This is a genomic window from Pseudochrobactrum lubricantis, assembly GCF_041929865.1.
Classification (GTDB): domain Bacteria; phylum Pseudomonadota; class Alphaproteobacteria; order Rhizobiales; family Rhizobiaceae; genus Pseudochrobactrum; species Pseudochrobactrum saccharolyticum.
Window position 1 is genome coordinate 1 of the sequence record NZ_JBHEEE010000007.1, and the last position, 15472, is coordinate 15472.

The following is a 15472-nucleotide window of genomic DNA, read 5'->3' on the forward strand; positions in this document are numbered from 1 at the left end:
ACACATGCCTGCACTCGACCAGCTTGTCAGAAATATCAAAAAACATCTTGCCAAACGGAGGCCGTCCACACATGCCCTGATTTAGTGGAGAGCTTCTTGCTCTAATTTTCGGTTCATCGCCTCGAATTGGATTGGCGATTTATAACCGAGAGCGGAATGTCTGCGCACGGGGTTATAGAAGCCATCAATGTATTCGCCAATGGCTTTGATTGCGTCATTTCTGGTCTGGAATACAGTGCGCCAGATCAGTTCCGACTTGATCGTCTTGAAGACGGTCTCGACCATGGCATTATCATAACAATTTCCTTTTCCGCTCATGGATGGAAGCATTTCGTGAGCTTTGAGGATTTTGCGATACTCATAACTGGCATATTGGCTTCCTCTGTCCGAGTGCTGGATCAACCCCGGCATTGGTTGCCGGATTGCAATGGCCTTCTTCAAAGCACAAATAGCCAAATCCTTTTTCATCCGATCCCGCGCTTCCCAGCCGATAATGCGACGGGAATAAAGATCGACAACGATTGCCAGATACAGCCAACCCTCCGCAGTCCATACGTAACTGATGTCGACACCCCATTTCTGATCTGGTCCGTCACACGTAAAGTCCTGATCCAGAAGATTGGGAGCGACAGGCTCACCATGATTGCTGTCTGTCGTGCGCTTGAAGCGCGTCTTCTGTCGAGCTTTCAGACCATTTTCACGCATCAGTCGCGCAGTGCGGTGACGGCCAGCTCGAATGCCTTCTTCGCTCAGTTCGACATGCATTCGAGGGCTACCATAGGTTTCACGTGACAGTGCAAACTGATTGCGAATATGCGCCAGGATAATCATGTCATCAAGCTGGCGGCGGCTGGGGCGCCGATGCTTCCATGCATAATAACCGCTGATGCTGACGCCTGCGAAAGTACACAGCCGTGACAGAGACATGTGGGCCTTCTCCGTATCGATGAAAGCAAACTTCATCGACTTGTCTCCCGAGCGAAGAAGGCCGTCGCTTTTTTTAATAAATCTCGTTCCTGGCGCAGGAGTTCGTTTTCCTTGCGAAGGCGAGCAAGCTCCTGGCTCATGTCCTCATGCGGACCAGAAAGCAAATCTTTCTCAGTGAAAATACGACGCCAGCGGTCAAGCGTTGACTTGCCAATGCCTAGGTCGTCCGCAACCGATGAAATGCTGCGACCACTCGTCGTTAAAATACGAACAGCTTCGCGCTTGAAGTCTTCTGTAAATTCTCGCTGCTTCAATTCTAAGTCTCCTGTCAGTTTTATCTAACAGAAGCCCTCCACTTTTGAAGGGGAAGTCCAGCTGCGCGCTCTTTGACCGTTGTCGGTGAATACGGAGCTCTGCCGATTAAGTCTACATTGCAAAAAAACTTGTAACTTATATGCTAAATGAGTGGTGCTAGCATATACTATGGCCTATTAGAAAGCTTCTTGATTGGTAAGTGAGTGGTGAAGCATCTTCGATTTCACCACATGGAGTTCTATTATGAGCCACGGGCATGATACGCCTGTCCCGACCTGGACATGGTCCGAAGAAAAATTACAAAAAATCCTGAATAAAGCCCGCGCGGGTAAATCTTTGCGACCGGATTTCTGGCCGGAAAACGGAAAATGTGCCGTGGCGCTCTCCTTTGACAGCGACCATGACACTTTTGAACTGCGCGATGGCGGGCGTTCTGTCTCAGCTTTGTCTCAGGGACATTATGGTGCCCGCCAAGGCATGCCGCGTATTCGGAAAATTTTGGAAAAATACAGTATATCAGCCAGTTTTTATGTGCCGGCCATTACTGCAATTCACTATCCTGATGAGCAGAAAGCACATATTGCTGAGGGTCATGAAGTAGCGCTGCATGGCTGGATTCACGAGCGGAATACGCTGCTGGACTATACGACAGAGCGGGAGTTGATGTTCCGTTCAGCTGATACATTGGAGAAGATTACTGGTGTGCGTCCTGTTGGCATCCGTACGCCGTCATGGGATTTTAGTGATAATACGCTGCGCATTGCTGAGGAAATGGGCTTGCTCTACGACAGCTCTCTGATGGCCGATGTTGATTGTTATGAATTATTGCTTGATGGCAAACCATGTAATGTTGTGGAGCTGCCAGTTGAATGGATCCGAGATGATGCGGCCTATCTGGTGATGGATCGTTGGGGTGGATTGCGTCCACAAATTGCGCCCCATGATATTTTGCAGATTTTTATCCGTGAGTTTGATGCTGCTTTTGATGAAGGCGGAATTTTCCAGCTCACCATGCATCCGGATATTATCGGCCACAGATCCAGAATTTGGATTTTGGAAGAGCTCATTCAGCATATCAATGCGCGTGGAAAAGTGTGGTTCTCGACCCATGCAGATATTGTACGTCACGCTAAAGCGAACGCTGCCTGACATAAGTTTTACGTATATTGCCCGTCGGTTCACATATCTCTCAAACATGTGACTTTAATCTATGCGAGGCAATGAAATCAGAAGGACTGAAAAAATGAAAACCAAAGCATTTGCGACAGCACTTGTATTGCTCGTTGCACCATTGCTTAGCGGTGTTGCGCAAGCCAAAGAGTGGAAAACTGTTAATGTTGGTGTTGAAGGTGCATTCCCACCATTTAATTCGACAAAGGCAAATGGCGAACTGGTTGGCCTTGATCTTGATGTGATGAAAGAAGTTTGCAAGCGCGCAAAACTGGAGTGCAATATCTCAGCACAAGACTGGGATAGCCTGACACCATCACTTGTAGCTGGCAAATTCGACATTATGCTGACCGCTGGCCCAACCGAAGAACGTCGTAAAGTCATTGATTTTACTAATCCTTATGTGATTACACCAAACACATTCCTCGTTGCATCAGACAGCCCGCTGGTTAATCTCCCACATACAGGCAAAGTCTATTCTGTTGATAGTGATGAAGGTAAAAAGGCTGTTGCGGAGCTAAAAGAAGCTCTGAAGGGCAAAACACTGGGTGCCGCGCTTTCTACCAGCCAGCTTAAATTTGCAGAAAACGAATTTGGTGAAGACAGTGAAGTGCGCACATATAAATCCGCAGAGCAGAGCCTGCTGGATCTGACAAATGGCCGTATTGATGCTCAGTTTGATAATCTGATTTTTGCAACTGATCGTTCAAAAGCCAGTGGCGGACGTTTGCAGCCTAGCGGCCCGCATTTGCTCGGTGGTATCATGGCTACCAGCACTACATTCGGTATTCGTAAAGACGAGCCTGAACTGAAGGCCATTTTGAATGAAGCTCTGGATTCAATGCAGAAAGATGGAACACTTTCGAAAATTTCAGAAGAGTGGTTCCTAATGGATCTGAGCCCAAAACAGTAAGTTAATATTCGTTTTGATTTGATCTGGCACCGCCCCCTTTTCTTCTTAGAGAATAGGGGGCGGTGCAGGCTCTTGAGGCTATGTGGTCATCCTGAACAAATGGCGTAGGTTTGTCTGCTGGTGTCTAATGGAGCGAGGATATTTAGCCGGATCTTGAGCCAACTGTTGGCTTCCGCGTTAAGTGGTAAATTTCTAGCCCGTTAGTAAAATTATGAAAATAAAACCGCCGGTGAGTAACTGGCGGTTTTTTTGTAAAAGCAATGAATATTATTCACGTTTAATTCGGGGTGCGATTAACTCCGGATCTCGTCGGCCGCTATTGAAGTGGTCCTGTTTTTCTGAGCAGGTTTACGGTTCCGCTAAGATGAACCTTAGTTAGATTTCATGCTGCTTGCTTGATATGTATTGCGCTAAATCCACTATTCGGCGTTTGAATAGCCCCGAGTTTATTAGACACTTTTTGTCTTCAGTTTGTGGTTCTGTTCAAAGTGTGCGGGTGACAACATACCATTTCTAACGTGTTTGCGTTGCGGGTTATCCCAGGGATTGGCAGGTTAACCGCGACGACGATGCTCATCGACATGCCGGAACTTGGACATCTCGACAGCAAAAAGATCGCCGCTTTGGCTGGTTTGGCTCCGATGACGCAGCAGTCTGGAAAATGGCAGGGTAAGGAACGGATAACCGGCGGACGATCATCGCTTCGAAGAGCAATGTATATGCCTGCGCTTGTCGCGATCCGCTTCAACAGTGATCTTCATCAAAAATACCAAGAGATGCTTAAGAAAGGTAAAGCGAAGAAGGTTGCCATTACTGCCGTTATGAGGCGTATTATTATTATGGCAAACACCTTGCTACGTGAAGGGCGTGATTGGCTTCCAAATTGTCCTTGACAAAGACGGATACTCGACCGCCCACTGAAGCGATGATTTCCTTCATCGACGAACACCGCCCGGTGCTCGGGGTCGAGCCGATTTGCAGGCTGCTGCCGATTGCCCCGTCCACCTATTATGAAGTCGTCGCCAAGCGCACGGACGTGGGTCGCCTATCGGCCCGCGCCCGGCGCGATATGGCTATGAAAGTCGAGATACGCCGGGTGTTCAACGAGAACTACCAGGTCTATGGCGTGCGGAAAGTGTGGCGACAGTTGCAGCGAGAAGGCTTCGATATCGCTCGCTGCACCGTCGCAAGGCTCATGAGAATGATGGGTCTTCAAGGTATCATTCGTGGCAAGCCGATCAAAACCACTGTATCGGACAAGTCTGCCCCGTGTCCGCTCGACCGCGTCAATCGCCACTTCAAGGCTCCTGCGCCGAACATGCTGTGGTTATCCGATTTCACCTATGTCGCGACCTGGCAGGGCTTCGTTTACGTGGCCTTCGTCATTGATGCCTTCGCCCGCCGTATCGTCGGTTGGCGGGCAAGCCGGAATGCCCATGCAGGTTTCGTCCTGGACGCTCTGGACCAGGCTCTTCATGATCGGCGGCCCATCCATCGCGGCGGGCTCATCCACCATTCCGATAGGGGCGTGCAATACGTGTCAATCAAGTATTCCGAGCGGCTGGCGGAGGCAGGCATCGAGCCGTCGGTCGGAAGTGTTGGCGATTCTTATGACAACGCTCTCGCCGAAACGATCAACGGCCTGTACAAGGCTGAGGTCATCCATCGGCGAGGACCATGGCGCAACTTCGAAGCGGTGGAGTTCGCCACGCTCGAATGGGTCGACTGGTTCAACAACCGACGGCTTCTGGAGCCAATCGGAAACATTCCGCCTGCCGAAGCCGAAGAGCGATATTACGCCATGCTGGACGCGCCAGCCATGGCCGCATAACTTAAACCAAACGGTCTCCGGTAAAGCCGGGGCGGTTCACTAAAGCCAAATTCTGCTGCATCAAATGGTGCACGGGCGATATCATCAAGCGCATCAGCAATTTCGGTAGGGTTCATCATGCCATCATCAATCCAAGTGTTTCATCAATCTATGGCCGAACTGTCAGCGCTTATCAACTAGTGCACAAGTTATTGTTTGACGCAGCTATTAGGCTGTTAGTATTAAAAGTTATATTTTGTGGGGGATTGGAATTGCGCAAGTTTATCATTGAAGCGGACGGCCTACCAAATTTGCCGGGCATGATGCTGGTTGTAGTCGAAGCACTAAAGTCTCTTGGCGGATCAGCGTCTATTCAAGAACTTGATGAGCAAGTTGTAGAGATGGAGGCCATCTCAGAAGAAGAACAATCTTTGATGATGCCCAACGGCCAATATCGACGATTAAATTATTATCTCTCATGGGCACGCACTTATCTCAAACGCGGCGGAGCGCTCGAAAACTCATCGCGTGGTGTGTGGGCGCTGACCGATGAGGTGAAAAAATCACCACGATTGCGCAGACGGAGCAAATTCAAAAACAAGTGAATGCTGAAGAACGGGAACGTTCGCGATTAAAACGTTTGGCCGATAAAACAAAAAATACTGCGCGCGTTTCAACTGCTATTGAAATGCAGCCTACCATTGATGATGAGGTTGCAAGTGATTGGCGGGCAGAGCTTTTAAGCTCATTGTTGAATATTGCTCCCGATGCTTTTGAGCGCCTTTCACAGCGGCTGTTACGCGAAGCCGGCTTTGTTAAAGTTGAGGTGCGTGGGAAAACAGGGGATGGCGGGATTGACGGTGTGGGAGTTCTGCGTGTCAATCTTGTGTCTTTTCAGGTCTATTTTCAATGCAAACGCTGGAAGGGCAGCGTGGGATCTAAAGACATTCGTGATTTCCGTGGCGCTTTGCAGGGCCGTGCCGATAAAGGTTTGTTTATCACTACCGGTAATTTCACCTCTCAGGCGTCTGAAGAAGCAACGCGTGATGGCGCAATCGCAATTGACCTTATTGACGGTGAAAGACTGTGTGACCTACTTAAACAGTATGAGCTGGGCGTGAAAACGGAAATGGTTGAGAAAGTCATAGTTTCGGCTGACTGGTTCAAAGGGCTGTAAATTGTATGACGAAGTATTGATTTGCTAATATTTCCATCAAAACGTATTTGACGTAAATCTAGTTACAAGTATTCTGCTAGTGGTACGGATGGAGCCTTCCAACTCCGGGTAGCTCGACATGTTTCATGCAGCTCCGCTTGGGTTCTTAACGCCAAGTCCATCCGTATCACTTTAATTTCATAGTCTTTGAAGCAGACTATAGTGGCATGTGAAAACGCAAAATTTCGTTTTCATGTTAACATATGACAACAGGTTATAGAGGCGTATGCGGTTGGTTTTGCGCGCCAGTTAATTTCGCTAGCATGAGCTCAATTTGACTTAATCGATCATTACTATCGGTTTTAGCGTCTGAAGGTTGTTTGGCTAGACCTAAAATAATTTCAGATTGCCTGCTACTAGCAACGGTTCCATAGCTCATGAATGTGGTGAGTACGCCTTCGTGTCCGAGATTTTGACTCCAGGCTTTGAATTCTTCTGGTGTGCGGCATGTGCGCTCACCAAGCTGTGCGAGCGTGCTACGCAGGCTATGCGGATTGGCGTAAGGCAGTTTTACATTTGCAAAGGCTTGTTTAAAAATTCGGCGTATGGGCGCGGCTGAACGCCAATGGTTACGGTTTAGGCCGGAGGGAGCGAAAAGACCGTCGGAGTTTCGATTGATCTCAGTTGATGGAAAGAGTGGATCGTCAGGTCCGAATAAGAGAACGGTTTTTAGGTGTTTTATCCAGTCAGTGATGATTTGTGTGATGCTATCACCGACTGGAAAAAAATAGCTCGTAAATGTCTTCCGATTTTTGGTGGCAACTTCTCGGGCATCCTGGAAAATGGAGCAATCATTCAAATTGATGTGCTTGAGTTTCATAGATGCGATTGCGCTGTCCCGTGCGCCGGTAAGCAGGGTAAATGCTACGAGTGCTTTGTCCCGCATCTCGACATCTGTTGAATTAGGCATAGATCCAATGACGTGATGGACTTGTTCTAAGGTCGGTACACGTTTTTCACGGCGTGTGGTAGCTATGCGGCTGTCGTGCGCGGAGGGATTAAAATAGTCCGCATCAGAGTAGCTTATTTTTGATCTATACCCTTGTTGACCAGCGAGCCACAGAAAGAATGCTTTAAGTGCCATAAGCCGCGAATAAATCGTAGCTTTAGATAATGGTGCTTTAGATTTTGCAATAATACGATCATTTAAATATTGCTTGAAAGATTTCGCCCGCTCAATGTGGAACAGAGCGAAATCTCGATATCCAGTGAATTTTTCGAATTCTGAAATGGCTGAGGCGGCCTTATCAACGCTGCTCGCTTGCAGGCGTTTCGCTTCCTCTAAATAGAGAAAATAATCACGTTTAATGCGTTCGTTTTTTGGGTTTAATCGTTTCATCGTTCCGACCTTTGTTAAACGGAAATCTAAACAGACAAATCTTGTATGTATTAGGCCTAAATAGCCTTGGGGAAATTGACCGTAATTTCCGGCCTAATTTGCTCAATTTGGACCAGGGAAACATTTTTGAACGTGACCGTTTTGCACGTCAGACAATTGGCCTTGAGCTGACCGCTGAGCGATGTGAGGGGCAGGTATTCCGCGACGCATCCAAATGCAGGCTGCGGACGCCGACACTTGAAACAATAGAGCTCTGTAAGCTTACAGGGTCTTTGCGGAATACGTTTGTTCTTTAAGAATGAGACGAGGTCTTTTCCCTGTACCAGCAGTGGACGTTGGTCGTTTAATACGGGTAAGCCGCAGATGATCCAGTTGCGGATTGTCCTTTTGGAAACGTTAAGTTTCCGGCTTAACTCGCCGTATGTATAGTTGCGGTGAATGCGAATGCTACGGTGATTGTACTTGCGTGACATTAGCGAGTTCCCTGTTCGATAAGAGAGCAGATATCTTCAGCGCGCCAGACTGTGATTTTGGGGCCGAGCTTTAATGGCTTAGGAAAGCGCCCATCTTTTATACCGAGCCACCATGTGGATTTACTGATCGGAATAGGGCCCTGTGGGGCAAGGATTTGATTTAAACGTACAAAGCCGGTGTGCGGAAAATTATTTGGGTATATCATTGTGCTACCTCGTTTGATATTGACCGAGATAGACCTAGCGAAATCGAAAAATGGTAAGTCGAATTCGTATACGTAAAACCGAATTCGACTTAAGCAGCAGGCTTCTAGCCTTTTAACGCTTTGGCTTCATTGAGAAATTTATTTATAGTTTCGGCTGAAATATCAATGCCCTGGGTTGCTAATGATGTATGCATGTTCGTGGCAGCAGAGTTTTTAGCTAAATCTGGTTTGTAGTTGTATTTCGCCATTGCAAGACCGTAAATGATTTTCAGCATAGTATTTTTTTGCCGCGTCGATAGCTCTTTGAATTCATTCTCAGGAGGCGTCTTTGAGACTGATTGTTTGGTACTTTTGATTTGTGAGAGAATTTCCGTAGGGAAATCATATTTTCTTTTTTTAGCCCATGTCTTGAATTGGGATGGGACTATTTTGTCTGAAAGCTCGTGTGATGTTATTGCTCTCATAAGGACGTCATATGATTCAGTGTATTGTCGTGCGAAAGGTGAATGAGGGTAATACTCATCGATCATGGACTTGGTAACATATAATGGGTTTTTCCCGTATGTGAGTGCACATACATCTTCTATGGTCCAATAAATTTTATTTATCCAATCGTCATAATTAACTATGGCGTACCCGTCATGAAAAGGACGACGAAAGTCATTTTCTATGTCCTGCATATACTGTGTATGCGCGTAGTCTAGGCGAGCAATTTTTAAACACTCTGCAATTTTCTCATCTGCTTCGTTTAATAGCTCATTATAATATTGTTCTGCTGTTACTCTCTCATCATACATTTTATTACTTATATAATCGGGCACATGGATGCTGTGATTGAAATATGATAACAATAATGGATGTCGATAATATACGAGGTACAGACGCGGATTTGCTAAGTGGAGAGGTCTTTTTGACATTTTTCAATGATGCTTCTGTCTGGCGATTTTAAGTTTTTTGATTGTTAATGTTGTTGCTCCACCAGTTCATCATTTTAACACGCTCATCCCAATATAGAGAGCGGTGGTAAGCGCGACGGACCTCATCAGCACCGACATGTGCCAGTTCAGCTTCAATTGCATCAGCAGACCAAAGATTGCTTTCATTGAGCAGGCTTGATGCGCTGGCACGAAAACCGTGTGAAGTTGCCTCGTCTGCTGTAAATCCCATACGTCGCAGAGCGCTATTCAATGTGTTTTCACTCATTGGACGGTGGCGGGAGTGGATACCGGGAAACGCTAACTCTGCATAACCGGAATATTGCTTGAGTTCAGTCAATAATTCTATGACCAGCGGGCTCAAGTGTTTTTTGTGTTCACGGCGCATTTTCATGCGGGACGCGGGAATTGTCCAAATGCATTTTGTAAGATCAAATTCATTCCAGCTCGCTTGGCGTAACTCACCAGGCCGAGGAAACATCAGCGCCATGAGTTTGAGCGCGATGCGTGTCTCGGGATTGCCGTCATATTCCCATATGGATCGAACCAAGCCAGTGAATTTATCTTTATCTGTAATTGCTGCTCGGTGTGTAACTGTTGGAGTAATTAATGCGCCACGCAATCCAAAAGTCGGGTCATTATCAGTTCGAGCTGTAGCGATGCCGTATCGGAAAACTTGGCTAATTGTAGAGCGCAAGCGGCGTGCCGTTTCATAGTTGCCTTTGGCCTCTACCTTTTTAAGTGCATGTAAAATTTCGGGAGCTTTGATCTCATGAATGGGCTTGCTGCCAAAATCAGCTTTAGCCATTGAGATAAGCCATTTCTTTTTGGTGAGTGTAACAGGAGCTTTGCCTTCGCGTTCAAGCTTTTCAACGAATTCATCGGCTACATGGCTAAAAGTGATAGCGGCTTCAATAATCCGCTGTAATTTGTCCGATTTTATTTTTTCGCCAGGGTCGATGTTTTGGATAAGCAAATCGCGTGCTTCATCACGCTTAGTGCGAGCATCACGTAAACCTACGGCCGGATAAACGCCAAGAGATAAAGTTTTCTGTTTTCCGAGGAATCGGTAGGCGTAGCGCCAAAGTTTAGAGCCGTTAGGTTGTACCAACAGAAACAGTCCATTAGCATCGCTATATTTTTTAGGGCTAACGTCTTGTTTTAACGCTTTAATTGCTGTGTCGGTCAGGGGCATTGTTGGTATCGCTTTTTCAAAGTTTGTTGGTATTTCCCTCGATACCAACAAATGTACCAACATTTCTTTTGGATGCAATCGGACGATGTCAGACTGTAAGATACAAAAAAACCCGCTTTCGCGGGCTTTTTGATGATATTTAGGACATTGGTAGTTGTCCTAATAGTATGTTTTGGTGCCCAGAAGAGGACTCGAACCTCCACGCCCTTGCGAGCGCCAGCACCTGAAGCTGGTGCGTCTACCAATTCCGCCATCTGGGCGTTGAGTGACCGTTTAAAGGGCAGAGTGATTCATGTCAACGGCATTTCATCGAAAATTGCAGAAAATTTGTATTTTTTTGAAGTTTTTTTGTTTTTTCGTCTCAGGATGGAAAATAAAATCATTTCAACACCTTAGACGTGTGTTGTTTTCCACATTATGCAAAGAAAAAAGCCGGACACATGGATGTATCCGGCTTTGAATCACTCTGAGCGAATGGCTCTGATTATGCGCTCAGCACTTTCTTGGAAGCGATTGTGCTGTCTGCATTCAGTTCATAAATGATCGGTACGCCGGTATTCAGCTCCTGCGCAATGATTTCATCGCTGGTCAGGCCTTCCAGAGCCATAATCAGAGCGCGCAGGGAATTGCCGTGAGCGGCAACCAGCACTTTTTCACCGCGCAATACATGCGGCTGGATTGTGTGCAGATAATAAGGCCAGACGCGTGCGCCGGTATCGCGCAGGCTTTCACCGCCCGGAGGAGGCACATCATAGGAACGGCGCCAGACGTGAACCTGTTCTTCGCCCCATTTGGCGCGGGCATCATCCTTGTTGAGGCCGGAAAGATCGCCATAGTCGCGTTCATTCAGCGCAACATTGCGGATGGTCTGCAGATCAGACTGACCAAGCTGGTCAAGAATATGCTGGCAGGTGATCTGTGCACGGGACAGATCGGATGTGTAAGCAATATCAAATTTCAGACCGGCATCTTTCAGGCGCTGGCCTGCTGCTTTGGCTTCTGCATGACCCTGTTCGGTCAGGGATGGATCGCGCCAGCCGGTAAACAGGTTTTTCAGATTCCATTCGCTTTGGCCGTGGCGGACAAGAACAAGGGTGCGGGACATAAGTTTATCTCCGGTTAGATAGACAAATAAAAACTGGGTCAGAGGCCGAGAACGTCACGCATTGAATAAAGACCCGGTTTTTTGCCGTGTCCCCATAATGCCGCTGCTACCGCACCTTGTGCGAAAACGGAGCGGTCCTGTGCCTGATGGGAGAGAGTGATGCGCTCTGAAAGACCGGCAAAAATCACAGAATGATCCCCGACAACAGAACCACCGCGCAAAGAAGCGAAACCGATTGTGCCGTCTTCACGTGCGCCGGTATGGCCGTCGCGCACACGGACACTGTGATCTTTCAGTGTAATGCCGCGGCCATCTGCTGCCGCTTCTCCAAGGAGCAGGGCAGTGCCGGAAGGGGCATCGACTTTATGCTTGTGATGCATTTCGAAGATTTCAATATCGAAAGCGGAAGGGCTGAGCGCACGTGCGGCCTGTTCCACCAATGCAGACAGGAGATTGACGCCGAGGCTCATATTGCCGGATTTGATGATTGTCGCATGACGGGCGGCGGCGCGGATCTTCTCTTCATCATCTTCCGAGCAGCCTGTAGTGCCGATCACATGGACAATGCGTGCCTGCGCGGCAAGTGCTGCATAGGTCAGCGTCGAAGCGGGTGTGGTGAAATCCAGCACACCTTGCGCCTCGGCAAAAACCGGCAGCGGATCGGCAGAGATGAGGACACCGTTTTTACCGCAGCCTGCTATTTCACCGGCATCCAGCCCGATCAGCGGGGAGCCTTCACGCACAATCGCGCCGGACAGAACAGTCTCCGGATTTTCCGCAATGGCGCGGATGAGTGCTTTTCCCATACGTCCGCCTGCGCCGGTGACAACAAGGCGCATCGGGGATGAAGAAGTCTGCATGGCTGAAACAGTTGAGGTCATGACTTATCCGATCAGGGTTTCATTCTCAGGTGCGGATTGCAGCTGGTAGAAGCGGGCGTAAATCCCGTTCTCGATGGAGATGAGATCGGCATGACGGCCTTCTTCAACAATATTACCCGCTTCCATGACGATGATTTTATCCGCACTGACCACAGTCGAAAGACGATGGGCAATCACAATCGTGGTGCGGTCCTTCATGATGGTTTCCAGAGCCTGCTGCACCCGTTTTTCAGAATCATTGTCGAGTGCAGATGTGGCTTCATCGAGCAGCAGGATCGGCGCATTGCGCACGATTGCACGGGCAATGGAAAGGCGCTGGCGCTGACCGCCGGAAAGTGTCACGCCGTTTTCACCGACAGGACTGTCATAGCCCTGCGGTTGACGGATAATGAATTCATGGGCATTGGCGAGTTTCGCCGCCTCAATGATTTCTTCTTCTGTCGCATCGGGGCGGCCATAGCGGATATTATCGGCAATGGTGCCTTCAAACAGGTATGGTTGTTGCGAAACATAGGCGATGGAATGACGCAGTGAATTGACAGTCACACCGGCAATATCCTGATCGTCGATAAGAATACGCCCGTCATTGACATCATAGAAACGCTGGATCAGCGCAATCAATGTGGACTTACCCGCTCCGGACGCACCGACAATCGCCGTTGTCTCACCGGCTTTTGCGATAAAGCTGACGCCTTTGAGAACCTGCTGATGCTCAGGTGTGCCCTGCGTATGATAGGCAAATTGGACATCTTCAAAGCGGACAGTTCCGTTCTGCACTTTCAGTTCAACGGCATCGGGACGATCGCTCTGCGCCGGTTGCAGATCAAGAATTTCATAGATCATACGGGCATTGACGAGCGCGCGTTCCAGACTGACCTGCAGACGCGCAAGGCGGCGCGCAGGGTCATAAGCCAGCATCATCGACGTGATGAAGGCGAACATTGTGCCGGGCGGCTGCTGCTCAGCGATGGCGCGGTAACCGGCATAAGCAATGACGGACGCGATAGCGATACCGGCGAGAATTTCGGAAATCGGGGTTACACGCTCGGAAACGCTGGCGATTTTGTTGGAACGGGTTTCAGCCAGTTCGATCAGCCCGTTGATTTTGCCGCGCAACTGATCTTCCATCGTGAAAGCTTTCACAATGGCGATACCCTGCGTGGTTTCCTGCATGGCGCCGAGCAGATGGGAGTTCAGATGCACAACCTCACGCGTGACCGTGCGGATACGGCGTGACACATAGGTCACGGTCAGAATCAGCGGCGGTGCGATCAGCAGTGAATACAGCGATAAATATGGTTCCTGATAGACCATGATACAGATCAGGCCGACCAGCATCACCGCATCACGCGCCAGCGATGTGATCGTCATATTCATTAGATCGCGCATACCGCCGATATTCTGATTGATCTGCGCTGCCAGATGACCGGAGCGGTGGTCATTATAGAAATTCACCCCCAGCTTCATCAGATGGGCGAAGACACGTTTCTGATAGATCGCGGCCAGATTGTTACCGATCTTGGCCAGTTGTACCGCCTGAATATAGCTGCCCAACCCGCGCAAAACAAAAGCGAGCAGGATAGAACCGGCAATATAGGCGATCAGATCGGCGCGCTGCTTGTAGAAAATGTCATTAATGACATCGCGCATAATATAGCCGACAAATACGGTAGCGCCGGAAATCATCAGGGAGCCGGCAATGGCTTTGGCATAGGATAATTTGTGATCGGAAAAATTTTCAGAAAGCACACGACGGATCATCTGTGTGGTTTCTGCGGGATCAATCTTTTTTTTCTTTTTAAATAAAGTCACGGTCAGGGAAAATCCTGCTGCTGGTTATCTGTAAGCATCGGCAGGGTTTGTTGCGCCTGTCGTCATTCCTTTTCTATAAAGCTGTATAAAGCATTTGACCATGCTCTTTGCGCGAAAGCATGGTCAATAAGGTTTATGACTTATTATGGCTCAAAAATTAGCGCCAGCGGCGGCCGTCTGTGTGAATGTCAAAACGGGCAGGGGTACGTGCATAGGCAGAAAGCCCTGCAATAGCTGCCAGCGGATGGGTGATGACATAGACAGGGATGGATTTGAGGATCAGTTGATGCGGTGCTTTATCTTCAAAAGCTGCGCGGAAACTGCCGGTGCGCAAGGCGGAAATAATGCGCTGCGGAATGCCCCCTGACAGATAAACGCCGCCATGTGCCATGAAAATCAGGGCAAGATCACCGGCGAGACGGCCGAGATAGATCACAAAAAGCTCTAAAGTCTCAACAGCCTGTGCATTGCTTTTGTCCAGTGCCGCATCGGTAATTTCAGCCGGTGTAACGAGGGACGGTTTTACACCATCGGCCTGACAGATTGCCTTGTAAATATGCTGCAGACCACGTCCGCAAAGCAGCTGCTCTGCAGAAACACGGCCGTCAATTTTTTCAATAAACGGAAAAATCTGCAGATCACGCTCAGAACGCGGGCCAAAATCCACATGGCCGCCTTCACCCGGAACCGGAACCCATGTCTGGCGCGAGCGGATCAGACCTGCAACACCAAGCCCTGTGCCGGGGCCCAGAACCACACGCTTTCCGTTCGGATGAGCGGCTGCACCGCCGATATTTTCCAGATGGTGATCGTCGAGGGAGACAACAGCAAGTGCCTGTGCTTCAAAATCATTGAGGACGGTGATGTCCTGTAGGTTGAAGCGCTCCATCATCTGGCGCGGCTTCACAACCCACTGGCAATTGGTGAGTGGAATTTCATCGCCCTCGACAGGACCGGCAATGGCAATCACTGCCGAGCGCGGCTGGATGGATGTGTGATCCAGAACAACAGTCTGGATTGCATCTTCCAGCGTCGCGAAATCTTTGGTCAGCAGAACCGGAAATTCTTTCGGCTCGGCGTAGGAATCAACCAGAATAGCAAAGCGGGCATTGGTGCCGCCGATATCACCGATAAGGACAGGAAAAACAAAGTTCGGATCGATATTAGGCATTGTT

The 15472-nt window shown here is 48.7% G+C and carries 14 protein-coding genes, 1 tRNA gene, 1 pseudogene and 1 other annotated feature; of the genes and pseudogenes, 6 read left to right on the forward strand and 10 right to left on the reverse strand.

Features of this window, described 5'->3' with window-relative positions; all coding sequences use genetic code 11:
- Window positions 1–81: 81 nt before the first annotated feature.
- Window positions 82–1241, reverse strand: a protein-coding gene (locus JNC80_RS14580; RefSeq protein WP_376710716.1) for an IS3 family transposase whose coding sequence is annotated in 2 segments (ribosomal slippage) — window positions 82–980 and window positions 980–1241 — 1161 coding nt in all. Because the reading frame shifts where the segments join, the coding sequence is not laid out codon by codon here.
- A gap of 244 nt (window positions 1242–1485) precedes the next feature.
- On the opposite strand from JNC80_RS14580, the gene JNC80_RS14585 reads away from it, so the two are divergent.
- The 6 genes and pseudogenes from JNC80_RS14585 to JNC80_RS14610 all read left to right on the forward strand — a co-directional run bounded on the left by JNC80_RS14585 (window position 1486) and on the right by JNC80_RS14610 (window position 6312).
- Complete coding sequence (locus tag JNC80_RS14585) at window positions 1486–2391, forward strand: polysaccharide deacetylase family protein (RefSeq protein ID WP_376710717.1); 906 nt, start codon at window positions 1486–1488, stop codon at window positions 2389–2391.
- Between the two features lie 94 nt (window positions 2392–2485).
- Complete coding sequence (locus tag JNC80_RS14590) at window positions 2486–3325, forward strand: transporter substrate-binding domain-containing protein (protein WP_376710718.1); 840 nt, start codon at window positions 2486–2488, stop codon at window positions 3323–3325.
- A 518-nt stretch (window positions 3326–3843) separates the two neighbouring features.
- On the forward strand, window positions 3844–4218 hold the full coding sequence (locus JNC80_RS14595; protein ID WP_376710719.1) for a transposase: 375 nt from the start codon (window positions 3844–3846) through the stop codon (window positions 4216–4218).
- Window positions 4208–4325 (forward strand) — a sequence feature (AL1L pseudoknot). (Overlaps the previous gene by 11 nt.)
- A pseudogene (locus tag JNC80_RS14600) lies at window positions 4233–5156 on the forward strand (IS3 family transposase); the annotation flags it as partial. Its footprint overlaps the feature before it by 93 nt.
- A 251-nt stretch (window positions 5157–5407) precedes the next feature.
- Entirely contained in the window at window positions 5408–5740 is a 333-nt protein-coding gene (locus tag JNC80_RS14605) for a winged helix-turn-helix domain-containing protein (protein ID WP_376710720.1), read from the forward strand.
- The gene (locus JNC80_RS14610; RefSeq protein ID WP_376710721.1) at window positions 5737–6312 is read left to right on the forward strand and encodes a restriction endonuclease; all 576 of its coding nucleotides are present in this window, start codon (window positions 5737–5739) and stop codon (window positions 6310–6312) included. The genes JNC80_RS14605 and JNC80_RS14610 overlap by 4 nt, the downstream gene beginning before the upstream one ends.
- A gap of 253 nt (window positions 6313–6565) precedes the next feature.
- Here the strand turns inward: JNC80_RS14610 and JNC80_RS14615 are convergent, their stop codons facing one another.
- The 9 genes from JNC80_RS14615 to JNC80_RS14655 all read right to left on the reverse strand — a co-directional run bounded on the left by JNC80_RS14615 (window position 6566) and on the right by JNC80_RS14655 (window position 15468).
- Complete coding sequence (locus JNC80_RS14615; RefSeq protein ID WP_376710722.1) at window positions 6566–7690, reverse strand: tyrosine-type recombinase/integrase; 1125 nt, start codon at window positions 7688–7690, stop codon at window positions 6566–6568.
- Window positions 7691–8162: 472 nt separating this feature from the next.
- Window positions 8163–8369 (reverse strand): helix-turn-helix transcriptional regulator, encoded by a 207-nt coding sequence (locus JNC80_RS14620; protein ID WP_376710723.1) that lies wholly within the window; start codon window positions 8367–8369, stop codon window positions 8163–8165.
- Window positions 8370–8473: 104 nt separating this feature from the next.
- Complete coding sequence (locus tag JNC80_RS14625) at window positions 8474–9190, reverse strand: hypothetical protein (RefSeq protein WP_376710724.1); 717 nt, start codon at window positions 9188–9190, stop codon at window positions 8474–8476.
- Window positions 9191–9314: 124 nt separating this feature from the next.
- Entirely contained in the window at window positions 9315–10499 is a 1185-nt protein-coding gene (locus tag JNC80_RS14630; RefSeq protein ID WP_376710725.1) for a tyrosine-type recombinase/integrase, read from the reverse strand.
- 173 nt (window positions 10500–10672) lie between these two features.
- Window positions 10673–10759 (reverse strand) — tRNA-Leu (locus tag JNC80_RS14635).
- Between the two features lie 224 nt (window positions 10760–10983).
- On the reverse strand, window positions 10984–11604 hold the full coding sequence (locus tag JNC80_RS14640; protein WP_022712454.1) for a 2,3-bisphosphoglycerate-dependent phosphoglycerate mutase: 621 nt from the start codon (window positions 11602–11604) through the stop codon (window positions 10984–10986).
- Window positions 11605–11642: 38 nt separating this feature from the next.
- Window positions 11643–12464: a 4-hydroxy-tetrahydrodipicolinate reductase gene (dapB, locus tag JNC80_RS14645; protein ID WP_376710806.1), complete on the reverse strand. Its 822-nt coding sequence runs from the start codon at window positions 12462–12464 to the stop codon at window positions 11643–11645.
- Between the two features lie 24 nt (window positions 12465–12488).
- Window positions 12489–14297, reverse strand: a complete 1809-nt coding sequence (locus JNC80_RS14650) for an ABC transporter ATP-binding protein (RefSeq protein ID WP_376710726.1) — start codon at window positions 14295–14297, stop codon at window positions 12489–12491.
- A 157-nt stretch (window positions 14298–14454) separates the two neighbouring features.
- Window positions 14455–15468: a glucokinase gene (locus JNC80_RS14655; protein ID WP_022712457.1), complete on the reverse strand. Its 1014-nt coding sequence runs from the start codon at window positions 15466–15468 to the stop codon at window positions 14455–14457.
- Between the last annotated feature and the right edge of the window lie 4 nt (window positions 15469–15472).

Bases quoted from the DNA above. Each gene is read 5' to 3' on its own strand.
- JNC80_RS14585 (WP_376710717.1), top strand. From the start codon at position 1,486: ATGAGCCACGGGCATGATACGCCTGTCCCGACCTGGACATGGTCCGAA.
- JNC80_RS14590 (WP_376710718.1), top strand. From the start codon at position 2,486: ATGAAAACCAAAGCATTTGCGACAGCACTTGTATTGCTCGTTGCACCA.
- JNC80_RS14615 (WP_376710722.1), bottom strand. From the start codon at position 7,690: ATGAAACGATTAAACCCAAAAAACGAACGCATTAAACGTGATTATTTT.
- JNC80_RS14620 (WP_376710723.1), bottom strand. From the start codon at position 8,369: ATGATATACCCAAATAATTTTCCGCACACCGGCTTTGTACGTTTAAAT.
- JNC80_RS14630 (WP_376710725.1), bottom strand. From the start codon at position 10,499: ATGCCCCTGACCGACACAGCAATTAAAGCGTTAAAACAAGACGTTAGC.
- JNC80_RS14640 (WP_022712454.1), bottom strand. From the start codon at position 11,604: ATGTCCCGCACCCTTGTTCTTGTCCGCCACGGCCAAAGCGAATGGAAT.
- dapB (WP_376710806.1), bottom strand. From the start codon at position 12,464: ATGCAGACTTCTTCATCCCCGATGCGCCTTGTTGTCACCGGCGCAGGC.
- JNC80_RS14655 (WP_022712457.1), bottom strand. From the start codon at position 15,468: ATGCCTAATATCGATCCGAACTTTGTTTTTCCTGTCCTTATCGGTGAT.